The sequence below is a fragment of the Micromonospora sp. NPDC005291 genome, assembly GCF_040607415.1.
Lineage (GTDB): Bacteria > Actinomycetota > Actinomycetes > Mycobacteriales > Micromonosporaceae > Micromonospora.
Map to the genome: position 1 here is coordinate 69,651 of NZ_JBEXGR010000013.1, position 11,794 is coordinate 81,444.

Consider the following 11,794-nt stretch of genomic DNA (forward strand, 5'->3'; position numbering starts at 1 on the left):
GACCCCCGGAAAAGTATTCCGGGTTTGGCCCGCAACCTGGCCCTACCTTGGGTTCAGCACCGAGCAGTCGTCCATAGGGGACGCGCTCGACAACCCTCGGAGGTATCTCGTGAAGCTGTACGTGGACACCCAGAGCAAGCAGGTTCAGGTGACGAAGGACCCGGAGCCGAAGAACGACCAGAACGGCAATCAGCGGTCGGAGAAGAACACTGGCCGGCTCATGTGGTCGACCCAGGTCTTCGTGCTCGACGAGACTGGCGGCGAGATCATCACCATCACCACGGCGGGTGAGAAGCCGGGCGTGACGGTGGGACAGCTCGTCGCTGTCGAGCAGTTGGAGGCTATTCCGTGGGCGACCAACGGGCGTAACGGCGTCGCGTTCCGTGCGATCTCGCTGAAGCCGAAGGCTGGTAACTCGGCGGCTAAGTAGGTCCCTCGCTCACCGCGCTGTGTGAGCCCTGGTGTCTGACGCACGAAAGCGGCCTGACGGTCCGCTGAGATTCATGGTCCGGGAGTGGTTCCGACTCCTACATTCCCGGTCCGTCACCACGAATGGTGGTGGCATCCCCGCAAGAGCTGGCGCGGGGTCGGTCCGACTCCTACATCTGCCGACCCCGTGCCCTCCAACTCATCCACCCTCGTGCAAGGGAGGACTCGTCGTGTCCAAGTCTAGCCCCCGCCGGTTCGCCGGCAGGTCAACCGGAACGGTGACGGTCATCGAGGCCAAGGTTCACCGTTCCTCCGCGCGGAACGCCAAGATGGCGTTCATCCTCACGGCGGTCATCGTCGGCCTTCTCGCGGCCGTGGTGGCCGCTTCCTACTGGCACCCCATCGTGTCCCTGTTCGTCGGCGCGCTGATCGGCGTTCCGACCGGTGCCGCCGTGTGGCTGCTCGTCCGCATCTGGCCGGTGATTCGGCTGCTGTGGTGGTGGAGCCTCGAAACCGCCATGGCGGTGCTCCTGCTCACCGCGTGGGTGCAGCTGGCCAACCACACCCCAACCCTGGTGACCCTGTTGGTGGTCGCCTTGGTCGTCGGCGTCCCCGCCGCTATCCGCCCGGTGCGCCGTCAGGTCAAAGCCTGGGGATGGTGCCTCGTGGTGCGCCATCGGCTGCGCGTGTGTTTCGCGCAGTTCATCATCGCCAACCAGTCCGGTTCGCTGCCGCTGATCCTCTGGGCCAAGCCCACCCCCGTCGGTGAGCGGGTCTGGGTCTACCTGCGCCCCGGCCTGTCCGCCAAGGACCTGGAAGGCCGCCTCGACAAGATCGCGGTCACCTGCCACGCCTCCACCGTGCTCATCGAGCGCGCTTCGGAGAACAACGCCGCCTATCTGCGGTTCGACATCAAACGCCGTGAGGTGCTGACCGCCCACGTCAGCTCCCCGCTGGTCGACGTCATCGACCCGACCGCACCCGTCTCGGCCTCGCCGCTGACAGTCCCCACCGCCCTGGACCTGCCGGACATCGACATGCCGACGGTCACCCTCCCCACCCAGGGCAAGCCGGCGAAGAAGCCGGCCACGACCGCCAACGGCAGCAAGCCCGCGGCTTCCTCGTCGTCCGTGCCGGACGACGACACCTCCGACTGGATCTGACCCCAACCCACTCGGGACGCGAGGAGCCATGGCGGCTCGTTCGTGTGGCTTCTCGCGCCCATAACGCCCAGGAGGGCACCTGATGACCACCACGATTCCCACCACTGCTGAGGCGGTTCCGGTGGGTCCTGGCCTGTCGATGTTCGACCCGATCTTCATCGGTATCGACGAGTTCGGCCAACCCGTCTACCTCGACGTCATCTACCGCAACCTGCTCACCGCAGGCGAACCCGGCGGCGGCAAATCCGGGCTCATCAACAACATCTGCGGCCACGCCGCCCTGTGCGACAACACCCGCCTCGTGCTCTTCGACGCCAAACTCGTTGAACTCGGCCCCTGGCGCGACCTCGCCGACGCGTTCATCGGCCCCGACATCGACCACGGCATCGACGTGCTACGTCGCCTCCTGGTCGTCGCGACCAACCGCTACGCCTGGCTGCTTGCCAACCGGCGCCGCAAGCTCGCCGACGGCGACGGCATGTCCGTCATCGTCACCATCATCGACGAACTCGCCATGTACTCCACCGTGCTCGGCACCAAGGCACAGCAGGAAGAGTTCTCCACCCTCCTGCGAGGGCTCGTCTCCCTCGGCCGGGCCTGCGGCATGCCCGTCGTCGCCGCGACTCAGCGCCCGTCGTGGGACATCATCCCCGCTTCGCTGCGGGACCTGTTCGGCTACCGGGCCGCGTTCCGGTGCACCTCGCTGAACAGCTCGAACATCATCCTCGGGCAGGGCTGGGCCGAGCAGGGCTACACCGCCTCCGACATTGCGCCCACCAACCAGGGCGCGGCCTACCTCCTGGCCGAAGGCGGCGTTCCCCGCCGCATCAAGGCCGCCTACCTCACCGACACCGACATCTACAACATCGCCGACTACGCCGCCTGGACCCGCCGCCCCACCAACAACACCCCGACGGCCGACCCCACCGAGTGGGAGATGGCGGCATGACCACCCGCGAGCGCACCTACGCCCGTGCGAACAACCAGCGGGCCGCGCAGTTCACCGAACTGTGGATCACCGGCAGTCCCGAGGACATCGCCGCCATGGTCCAGGCCGTCGCCCGCAGCGGCCGACTCGTCTACGTCTCCGCACCCACCCAGATGCCGGGTGACGACAACAGGCACCGCCGCTACCTGCGGCTACGCGCCCGATAGCACGGCCGACAGGACCGGATCTGCCTCGCAAGCTCGCCGGTCCTGCCGACCACCAACCGACAGCCCCCGAAAGGACGTGGTTGCCATGAAGGCTACCCACAACCCACCCACCACAGCATCGGTCACACCTGCTGACCTGCTGCGGATGGCTGCCCTTTACCTGCGCCGGCACGGCTGGCACCAGGGCACCTACTACGCCCACACCACCGACAACCCGACCCCGCCGGCCTGCGCCGCCGGGGCCATCGGCATCGCCTGCGCCGGACACCGCATCGAGCACTTCTCCCAACTCAACCCCGACGCCCTCGCCGACTACCTCGCCGCCCTGGGCGTGTTCGTCGACTACCTCGACGCCGCCGCCCCGGTCTTCTTCATCGACGAAGACGGCTACCTACTCGACGAGCACACCTCCCCCTACTCGTGGAACGACGACCCCGCCCGCACGGCCGAGCAGGTCATCACCGCCCTCACGGCGGCTGCCAAAGAGTGGGACTCCCTCCGCACCGCCGGAGGTGAGAACGCATGAGCACCGTCAAGGCGTCCTTGACGCCATCCATCCCCAGGCAGCGGCGTCGGGATGTCGTCGAGAACGACCAGTTCGCCGGCTTCGCTCGGCGCATCATCCGCGCCCACGGACGCCGCGTTGCCACCGGAGACGTGGAAGCACTGCGCGACCTGGTCGCCCTGTCCTCGGTGATCGATGACGCGATCGGTGAAGCCGTGATCGGGCTGCGGGCCTTCGGCTACTCCTGGGCCGAAATCGGCCAGCGTCTCGGCATCTCCCGCCAAGCCGCCCAACAGCGGTGGGGAGACAAGCCATGACCGACCTTCGCAGCGTCGACCTCGACAACCTGGCCAGCCGCACTGGCATTCGGGTCGAGTTCTACGACCCGCTCGGCACCCGCTACGGGTTCCCCACCTTCCCCTACCAAGGCGCACCCACCGGCCTGGCCACCCTGCGACAGCTCCGCGCCGCCGGCCTGCGCCCCGGAGGACAAGACCCGGTCGCCCAAATCTATTGGCGACACCGCAAAAACCGCCGGGTCGCCTACCTCTACCGCACTGACCTCGCCGCACCGAAACGCACCGCTACGCCCGCGCAACGGGAGGCCATCGCCAAAGCCCTGCTGGCTCGCCGCACCTGCCGCTACTGCGGCCAGGTCAAGCCCTACTACATCCCCCGCCGCTACGGCTGCTGCCTCGACTGCCACGGAGGCCACTGATGCCCACCACCACTCCGGCCAGCGCCGGCACCCGACTGGAGGGCCTGGTCCTGGTCCTCATCCTCATCGCTGTCGGCGGCTCCGCCGGGGCCGCGTCGTTCACCCACGTCCACGACTGGACCATGGCCAACAGTCCCGCCAACACCCCGGGATGGTTCGGCTGGGCCAACGCCGTCATCTCCGAACTCGTCCCCATCGCCGCCCTGCTGACCATCCGCCGACGCCGCCGCACCGGCGCACCCATCGGCTACCCGATGACCCTGCTCATCGCCGCCGCAGGCCTCTCCCTCGCCGCACAGTTGGCGGTCGCCAAACCCGGCCCGTCCGGGTGGCTCCTGTCCGCTGTTCCCGCGCTGGCGTTCATGGCCCTGGTCAAACTCGTCCTCGCCCCCGCACCCGCCACTCAGACAGCCGAACCGGCCGCTGCTGAGTCGATGGAGCCGATCCGCGTTCAGATGGCCGAGCAGGTCACCACCGAGCCGGCACCACCGGCCGCCATCGCCCCGGCCCCAGAGCCGACCCCGGCTGTCGAGCCGGAACTCGTCACCGTGCCGGCATCCGAGCCGGTCGACGTCCCCGCTCATCTGCTGCCCACTGCCCGCTTCGCTGCCGTGCAGCACGAACAGGCCACCGGAGCACCCATCACCGCCGCCGAGCTGGCCAACCGCCTCGACGTCACCCCGACCATCGCCGGGCAGCTCCTCACCACCATCAGTGGTGCCCGATGACCATCTACCTGGTCGACATCGAGCAGGTCACCCACACCTGCCCCGCCTACCCCGACGCGCACCCGTTCGACATCCGCCGAACCCTGGTCGACGTCATCCCCGGTGGTCCCTGCCGGGCACCGGTCACCATCCACTGCGGCGACACCACCGCCGTGATCCCGTGCCGCCGGCACGAACCGGCCAAGCGCCAGTGCGGTGCCTGCCGGGCCATCGTCACCGAACGCACCATCACCACCCGCCACCTCACCGAGGTTGGCGGCTGATGGCCTCGACGCTGGACCTCACACCCCGCGCTTCGGCCCGGGGTGTGGGCTCGAACGCCGACACCATCCCCACCTACGACTACACCGCCGAAGGCTCCGCCTTCACCCGCGCCACCCAACCCGACTACTTCGGATGGCTGGAACACGTCCGCGCCGCCGCCGGCTGCACCCGACCCATCCGCCTCGCCGGCAGCCTGCTCACCGTCGAGCAGGGCACCGGACGGGTCCTGGACCAGCGGCACACCGACGCCATGCCCGACGCCGCCATCTACACCGCCTGCGGCAACCGACGCGCCACCGTCTGCCCCGCCTGCGCCCACACCTACCAACGCGACGCCTACCAACTCCTGCGCGCCGGCCTCATCGGCGGCAAAGGCGTCCCCGATACCGTCGCCCAACACCCGGCGGTGTTCGCCACCTTCACCGCACCGTCTTTCGGGACCGTGCACACCCGGGCGGTCAAGCGGCACACCTGCGGCAACCGCAAACGCTGCGACTGCCGGGCCGAGCCGTGCCACGCCCGCCGCGACACCGGCCTGTGCGAACACGGCCGACCCGCCGTCTGCTGGGCACGCCACGAAACCGGGGACCAGGTGCTCGGGCAGCCGCTGTGTCTGGACTGCTACGACCACACCCACCAAGTCGTGTGGAACCTGTTCTCCGGCGAGCTGTGGCACCGCACCAAGCAAGCCGCGGAACGATGGCTCGCCAAACTCGCCCGCCGCCGCGGCATCCCCCGCGCTCACGTGGTCACCGCCTCCGGCAACATCCGCACCGTCTCCCCGGTCCGGCTGTCGCACGGCAAGGTGGCCGAGTTTCAGGCACGCGCGGCAGTGCACTTCCACGCCCTGGTGCGCCTGGACGGCGTCCACCCCACCGACCCCACCGCCGTCGTGCCGCCACCGGCCGGCTTCACCGTCGCGGACCTGGACGACGCGATCCGGGCCGCCGTGGAGCAGGTCGCCTTCGCCACCCCGAGCCATCCCGACCGGCCCACCGGTTGGTCGATCGCGTGGGGTGACCCGGGCAAGGGCCTCGACATTCGACCCATCAGCCTGACCGGGGATGGCGAGGTCACCGACGGCATGGTCGCCGGCTACCTTGCCAAGTACGCCACCAAAAGCACCGAGGTAACCGGGCACCGCTCCGTCAGGCTCGACGCCGACTCCATCGGCGACTACGCCGACCCCGACGGCGACCACACCGCCCGCCTCATCGACGCCTGCTGGCACACCGGCCGACCCACCACCACCCCGGTCCCCCTCTCGGAACGGCCCCGGGACCACCGGCCCGCACCCGGCTTCGTGCAGCGCTGGGAGTGCCCCGACTGCGGCACCCACACCCGCTACGCCGCCTGCCCGGTCTGCGTCGCCCACCGTCAAGCCAGCCTTGACACCGAACCGGCGAAACCAACGGGCGGCAACCCTTACGCCCGGCTGCGGCGCTGGGCGCACATGCTCGGCTTCGGCGGCCACTTCCTCACCAAAGCCCGCCGATACTCCGTCACCTTCCAACTCCTGCGCGACACCCGCGTCAGCTTCCGGCGCCACGAGCACGAGCACCAGGCCGACGAGCAGCCCGGCACCTTCCGCGCTGTCGACCACCTCGACGAGGACGACACGACGCTCATCGTCGGCACCCTCACCTTCGCCGGCGTCGGCTGGCACACCACCGGAGACGCACTTCTCGCCAACACCGCCGCCGCCCTGGCCCGCGAGCGACGAACCACCGGCCGCGAAGAACTCGCCCACGAACTCGGCACCACCCCCGCCGGCACCGCGCCGGCTGCCGCTTGACCCCTCGACCACGGGAGACGACATGACCACCGCACAACCCCCCACGCTCTGGACCGTCGAAGACGTATCGACCTACCTCGGCGTCCCGGTCCAGACCCTCTACACCTGGCGCAAGCGCCGCATAGGTCCGCCCGCCGGCCGCGTCGGTCGGCATCTGCGCTACGACCCTGACGTGGTGCGCGCGTGGTTCGCCGACCAGTCCAAGGCGGCCTGAGATGGGCCACATCGTTGACCGCTGGTACAAGACGGTTGCCAGTCCGGACGGGAAGTCCCGGCAGGAACCAAAGCCGGAATGTGGACAGGGAATGCGCTACCGCGTCCGGTACCTCGCCCCGGACGGCAAGGAAAAGTCGCAGTCGTTCCCCGACAAGAAGAAGCGCGAGGCGCAAGCGTTCCTCGCCAACGTCCAGGCCGACATCCTCAAGGGCACCTACGTCGACCCCGACGCCGGCCGCACCACCTTCAAGCAGTACGCCGACGAATGGCTCGCCGCTGCAACCACCGACGTCCTGACCCGGGACCGTATCGAGTACGAACTCCGACTGCACGTGTATCCGGCCATCGGTAACAAGCCGATCGCGTCGATCCAGCCGGCGACGATCCGATCATGGGCGCGCGGGCTGCAGGAGAAGGGACTGTCGGCCGGCTACCGCCGTGTTCTGTTTAGCGACGTGTCGATGATTCTGAACGCCGCCATGGACGACAAAAAGATCGTCAGCAATCCTTTCTCAGCCAAGAGCATTCAACGTCCCCGACACGTCCCCACCAAGGTCCAGCCGTGGTCAGTCGACCAGCTCACGGCGTTCCGCGCGAAACTGCCGGGCCGCTACCGAGTCGCTGTCGACCTGGGCTCGGGCTGCGGACTGCGGCAGGGAGAGATTTTCGGCGTAAGCCCTGACGACCTGGACGCGACCCGGCCAACCCTCCGAGTCGTCCGTCAGGTCAAGCTCGTGCGCGGCGCGCTCATCTTCGCCCCGCCCAAGGGCGGCAAGACGCGGGAGGTTCCCCTCCCAGCCTCCGTAGCTCGCCGCCTGGGCGACCACGCCAAGCAGTACGCGCCCGTAGAGGTCACCTTGCCCTGGGGAACCCTCACCGGCGACCCCGCGACAGTTCGGCTCTACCTGACCACCGCTGACGGCCTGCCACTCAGCCGCTCGAAGTTCAACCCCGGCGTCTGGAAGCCCGCGATCCGGGCCACGGACATCCGCGACGACCGGCGCAACGGGATGCACGTCCTTCGGCACACCTACGCCTCAGTGCTCCTGGACGCCGGGGAGAGCATCAAGGCCCTGTCGACCTACCTCGGCCACGCCGACCCCGGGTTCACCCTGCGGACCTACACACACCTCCTACCGACCAGCGAGGGCCGCACGCGCCGGGCCATCGACAAGGCATTCGGTGAGGACCAGGCCGCCGAGGATAGCCCGGAAGCCGTTGACGGCCTGGACACGGCATGATCATGGTTCAGCGGCCTGCCGGGCGACCTATGGTGCAGCTCAGGGCACCTGCGCCCGTCACTTGGCGTTGAAGTAGCTGGCCTCCGGGTGGTGGACCACGATGGCGTCGGTGGCCTGCTCCGGCATCAGCTGGAACTCCTCGGACAACTCCACGCCGATCCGCTCCGACCCGAGGAGGTCCACGATCTTCGCTCGGTCCTCCAGGTCGGGGCAGGCCGGGTAGCCGAACGCGTACCGGCAGCCCCGGTAGTCGTTGCGCAGCAGGCCGGCCAGGTCCGCCGGGTCGTCGTGGCCCAGCGGACGGCCGTCGGGCAGGGTCATCTCGGAACGGATCCGCCGGTGCCAGTATTCGGCGAGAGCCTCGGTGAGCTGCACGGAGAGCCCGTGCACCTCCAGGTAGTCGCGGTATTCGTTGCGGGCGAACAGCTTTGCCGCGTACTCGCTGACCGGCTGACCGACGGTGACCAGTTGCAACGCGACCACGTCGAGCTGGTCGCCCTTGGGTCGGAAGAAGTCCGCCAGGCAGAGCCGCCGCTCCTGCCGCTGCCGGGGGAAGGAGAACCGGGCCCGCTCGACGTGCCCGTTCTCGTCGAGCACCACCAGGTCATTGCCTTCGGAGTACGCCGGGAAGTAGCCGTAGACCACGGCTGCCTCCAGCACCTGGTCGGCGATCAGCCGGTCCAGCCAGTAGCGCAGGCGCGGCCGGCCCTCGGTCTCGACCAGCTCGTCGTAGGACGGTCCGCTGCCGCCCCGGGCGCCGTTCAGCCCCCACTGCCCGCGGAACGTGGCCCGCTCGTCCAACAGCGCCGCGTAGTCGGCCATCGGCACGCCCTTGACCACCCGGGTGCCGAAGAACGGCGGGGTGGGCACGGCCACGTCCGCGGCCACGTCGGAGCGGATCGAGGAGTCGTGCAGCTCCGGCAGCGATTCGGTGACCATGGACCGTTGCCGTTCCCGGCGGGCCCGCCGCGCCGCGAGGGCCGCCTCCCGCTCCGGGTCGATCACCGGCGCGCCGCCGCGCTTGGCGGTCATCACCCTGTCCATCAGGGACAGCCCCTCGAACGCGTCCCGCGCGTAGTGCACCTGCCCGGGGAACATCGCCCGCAGGTCGTCCTCGACGTACGCGCGGGTCAGCGCCGCCCCACCCAGCAGGACGGGCCACCGCTCCGCGACCCCGCGCGTGGCCATCTCGGCGAGGTTTTCCTTCATGATGACCGTGCTCTTGACCAGCAGGCCGGACATGCCGATCGCGTCGGCGCGGTGCTGCTCGGCGGCTTCCAGGATGGCGTTGATCGGCTGTTTGATGCCGATGTTCACCACCTCGTAGCCGTTGTTGGACAGGATGATGTCGACCAGGTTCTTGCCGATGTCGTGCACGTCGCCGCGCACGGTGGCCAGCACGATGCGACCCTTGCCGCCGTCCTCCGTGGCCTCCATGTGCGGCTCCAGGTACGCCACCGCGGTCTTCATCACCTCGGCGGACTGGAGCACGAACGGCAGCTGCATCTGCCCGGAGCCGAAGAGCTCGCCGACCACCTTCATGCCGTCCAGCAGGATGTCGTTGATGATCGACAGCGGCGGTCGGCCACCGGTCATCGCCGCGTCCAGGTCGGCCTCCAGGCCGTTGCGCTCACCGTCGATGATCCGCCGCTTGAGGCGCTCGTCGAGCGGCAGCGCGGCCAACTCCTGAGCGCGGCTGGCCCGGGCGCTGGTCACGTCGACGCCCTCGAAGAGTTCGAGGAAGCGCTGCACCGGGTCGTACCCCTCGCGGCGCCGGTCGTACACCAGATCCAGTGCGACCTCGCGCTGCGCCTCGGGGATCTTCGACATCGGCAGAATCTTGCTGGCGTGCACGATCGCCGAGGTCAGACCGGCCTGAACGCACTCGTGCAGGAACACCGAGTTGAGCACCTGTCGGGCCGCCGGGTTGAGCCCGAAGGAGATGTTCGAGACGCCCAGGGTGAAGTTGACCCCCGGGTAGCGGCGGGTGATCTCCCGGATCGCCTCGATCGTCTCGATGCCGTCGCGGCGGGTCTCCTCCTGCCCGGTGGCGATCGGGAAGGTCAGAGCGTCGATCAGGATGTCGGCGCGGTCCATGCCCCAGCGGCCGGTCAGGTCGTCGATCAGTCGCGCCGCGACCCGGACCTTCCACTCCTGGGTACGCGCCTGCCCCTCCTCGTCGATGAGCAGCGCCACCACCGCCGCGCCGTGCTCGCGGACGACCGGCATCACCCGCGCGTACCGGGAGTCGGGGCCGTCGCCGTCCTCGAAGTTCACCGAGTTGACCACGCACCGGCCGCCGAGCATCTCCAGCCCGGCCTCGACGACGTTCGGCTCGGTGGAGTCCAGCATGATCGGCAGGGTCGACGCGGTGGCGAACCGGCCGGCCAGCTCCCGCATGTCCTGGGTGCCGTCCCGACCGACGTAGTCCACGCACAGATCGAGCAGGTGTGAGCCGTCGCGCGCCTGGCTGCGGGCGATCTCCACACAGGCCCGCCAGTCCCCGGCCAGCATCGCGTCCCGGAACGCCTTCGAGCCGTTGGCGTTGGTCCGCTCCCCCACCATCAGCACCGACGCGTCCTGGGCGAACGGCACCGGGTGGTACACCGACGAGACACCCGCCTCGTGCCGCGGCTCACGGGCGGTGGCGGTGACGCCGTGCAACCGCTCGGACAGCACCCGGATGTGCTCCGGTGTGGTGCCGCAACAGCCACCGACCAGCCCCACGCCGTACTCGGTGATGAACCGCTCCAGAGCGTCGACCAGTTCCACGGGGGTCAGCGGGAAGTACGCCCCGTCGGCGGTCAACACCGGCAGGCCGGCGTTCGGCATCACCGACAGCGGAATCCGGGAGTGCTGCGACAGGTAGCGCAGGTGCTCGCTCATCTCCGCCGGGCCGGTGGAGCAGTTCAGACCGATCAGGTCCACCCCGAGCGGCTCGATCGCGGCGAGGGCCGCACCGATCTCGCTGCCCACCAGCATGGTGCCGGTGGTCTCCACGGAAACTTGACAGATAATCGGCACCGACTGGCCCAACTCGGCCATCGCCCGCTTGGACCCGACCACCGCTGCCTTGACCTGGAGCAGATCCTGGCAGGTCTCGATGATCAGCGCGTCCGCGCCGCCGGCGATCAGCCCCGCGGCGTTCTCCTGGTACGCGTCGCGCAGCGTGGCGTAGTCGGCGTGCCCGAGGGTGGGCAGCTTGGTGCCCGGCCCGATCGAGCCCAGCACGAACCGGGGCCGCTGCGGGGTGCTGGCCGCGTCGGCGGCCTCCCGGGCGATCCGGGCGCCCGCCTCGGACAACTCCCGGATGCGCTGCGGGATGTCGTACTCGGCGAGGTTGGCGAGGTTGGCGCCGAACGTGTTGGTCTCCACGCAGTCCGCGCCAGCGGCCAGATAGGCGTCGTGCACCCCGCGCACCACGTCCGGCCGGGTGACGTTGAGGATCTCGTTGCAGCCCTCCAGCCCGTCGAAGTCGTCGAGCGTGAGGTCCGCAGCATGCAGCATCGTGCCCATCGCCCCGTCGGCGATGAGAATCCGGTCGGCCAGCACATCCATCAACGAAGTCCGCACCCGTTCA

General features: G+C 69.2%; 13 protein-coding genes. 12 read left to right on the forward strand and 1 reads right to left on the reverse strand.

What is annotated here, in order from left to right; translation table 11 throughout:
• Positions 1–109: 109 nt before the first annotated feature.
• The 12 genes from ABZT18_RS18730 (at position 110) to ABZT18_RS18785 (ending at position 8,214) form a co-directional block, all read left to right on the forward strand.
• The gene (locus ABZT18_RS18730) at positions 110–430 is read left to right on the forward strand and encodes a hypothetical protein (protein ID WP_089021118.1); all 321 of its coding nucleotides are present in this window, start codon (positions 110–112) and stop codon (positions 428–430) included.
• A gap of 277 nt (positions 431–707) precedes the next feature.
• Complete coding sequence (locus ABZT18_RS18735; protein ID WP_355252054.1) at positions 708–1,592, forward strand: hypothetical protein; 885 nt, start codon at positions 708–710, stop codon at positions 1,590–1,592.
• Between the two features lie 82 nt (positions 1,593–1,674).
• The gene (locus ABZT18_RS18740; protein ID WP_355251979.1) at positions 1,675–2,541 is read left to right on the forward strand and encodes an FtsK/SpoIIIE domain-containing protein; all 867 of its coding nucleotides are present in this window, start codon (positions 1,675–1,677) and stop codon (positions 2,539–2,541) included.
• Entirely contained in the window at positions 2,538–2,747 is a 210-nt protein-coding gene (locus ABZT18_RS18745; RefSeq protein WP_121655337.1) for a hypothetical protein, read from the forward strand. The genes ABZT18_RS18740 and ABZT18_RS18745 overlap by 4 nt, the downstream gene beginning before the upstream one ends.
• 85 nt (positions 2,748–2,832) lie before the next feature.
• Entirely contained in the window at positions 2,833–3,273 is a 441-nt protein-coding gene (locus tag ABZT18_RS18750) for a hypothetical protein (protein WP_355251982.1), read from the forward strand.
• Positions 3,270–3,569 (forward strand): hypothetical protein, encoded by a 300-nt coding sequence (locus ABZT18_RS18755; protein WP_355251985.1) that lies wholly within the window; start codon positions 3,270–3,272, stop codon positions 3,567–3,569. The genes ABZT18_RS18750 and ABZT18_RS18755 overlap by 4 nt, the downstream gene beginning before the upstream one ends.
• A complete protein-coding gene (locus tag ABZT18_RS18760) occupies positions 3,566–3,970 on the forward strand; it encodes an RRQRL motif-containing zinc-binding protein (RefSeq protein ID WP_355251988.1) in 405 nt (134 codons plus the stop codon). Before ABZT18_RS18755 ends, ABZT18_RS18760 begins: the two co-directional genes overlap by 4 nt.
• Entirely contained in the window at positions 3,970–4,698 is a 729-nt protein-coding gene (locus ABZT18_RS18765; RefSeq protein ID WP_355251991.1) for a hypothetical protein, read from the forward strand. The genes ABZT18_RS18760 and ABZT18_RS18765 overlap by 1 nt, the downstream gene beginning before the upstream one ends.
• Positions 4,695–4,961 carry a hypothetical protein gene (locus tag ABZT18_RS18770; protein ID WP_355251994.1) on the forward strand — a complete coding sequence of 89 codons (267 nt, stop codon included), beginning with the start codon at positions 4,695–4,697 and terminating at the stop codon, positions 4,959–4,961. Before ABZT18_RS18765 ends, ABZT18_RS18770 begins: the two co-directional genes overlap by 4 nt.
• The gene (locus ABZT18_RS18775; protein WP_355251996.1) at positions 4,961–6,757 is read left to right on the forward strand and encodes a replication initiator; all 1,797 of its coding nucleotides are present in this window, start codon (positions 4,961–4,963) and stop codon (positions 6,755–6,757) included. Before ABZT18_RS18770 ends, ABZT18_RS18775 begins: the two co-directional genes overlap by 1 nt.
• A 22-nt stretch (positions 6,758–6,779) precedes the next feature.
• Positions 6,780–6,971 (forward strand): helix-turn-helix domain-containing protein, encoded by a 192-nt coding sequence (locus ABZT18_RS18780; RefSeq protein WP_355251999.1) that lies wholly within the window; start codon positions 6,780–6,782, stop codon positions 6,969–6,971.
• Position 6,972: 1 nt separating this feature from the next.
• Positions 6,973–8,214 carry a site-specific integrase gene (locus ABZT18_RS18785; RefSeq protein ID WP_355252002.1) on the forward strand — a complete coding sequence of 414 codons (1,242 nt, stop codon included), beginning with the start codon at positions 6,973–6,975 and terminating at the stop codon, positions 8,212–8,214.
• Positions 8,215–8,271: 57 nt separating this feature from the next.
• On the opposite strand, the gene metH is transcribed toward ABZT18_RS18785, so the two are convergent.
• Positions 8,272–11,787 carry a methionine synthase gene (gene metH, locus ABZT18_RS18790; protein ID WP_355252005.1) on the reverse strand — a complete coding sequence of 1,172 codons (3,516 nt, stop codon included), beginning with the start codon at positions 11,785–11,787 and terminating at the stop codon, positions 8,272–8,274.
• Positions 11,788–11,794 lie beyond the last annotated feature (7 nt).

Coding starts and splice junctions, on each gene's coding strand:
- ABZT18_RS18740 (WP_355251979.1), top strand. CDS start 1,675: ATGACCACCACGATTCCCACCACTGCTGAGGCGGTTCCGGTGGGTCCT.
- ABZT18_RS18750 (WP_355251982.1), top strand. CDS start 2,833: ATGAAGGCTACCCACAACCCACCCACCACAGCATCGGTCACACCTGCT.
- ABZT18_RS18755 (WP_355251985.1), top strand. CDS start 3,270: ATGAGCACCGTCAAGGCGTCCTTGACGCCATCCATCCCCAGGCAGCGG.
- ABZT18_RS18770 (WP_355251994.1), top strand. CDS start 4,695: ATGACCATCTACCTGGTCGACATCGAGCAGGTCACCCACACCTGCCCC.
- ABZT18_RS18745 (WP_121655337.1), top strand. CDS start 2,538: ATGACCACCCGCGAGCGCACCTACGCCCGTGCGAACAACCAGCGGGCC.
- ABZT18_RS18780 (WP_355251999.1), top strand. CDS start 6,780: ATGACCACCGCACAACCCCCCACGCTCTGGACCGTCGAAGACGTATCG.
- ABZT18_RS18760 (WP_355251988.1), top strand. CDS start 3,566: ATGACCGACCTTCGCAGCGTCGACCTCGACAACCTGGCCAGCCGCACT.
- ABZT18_RS18765 (WP_355251991.1), top strand. CDS start 3,970: ATGCCCACCACCACTCCGGCCAGCGCCGGCACCCGACTGGAGGGCCTG.
- ABZT18_RS18775 (WP_355251996.1), top strand. CDS start 4,961: ATGGCCTCGACGCTGGACCTCACACCCCGCGCTTCGGCCCGGGGTGTG.
- ABZT18_RS18785 (WP_355252002.1), top strand. CDS start 6,973: ATGGGCCACATCGTTGACCGCTGGTACAAGACGGTTGCCAGTCCGGAC.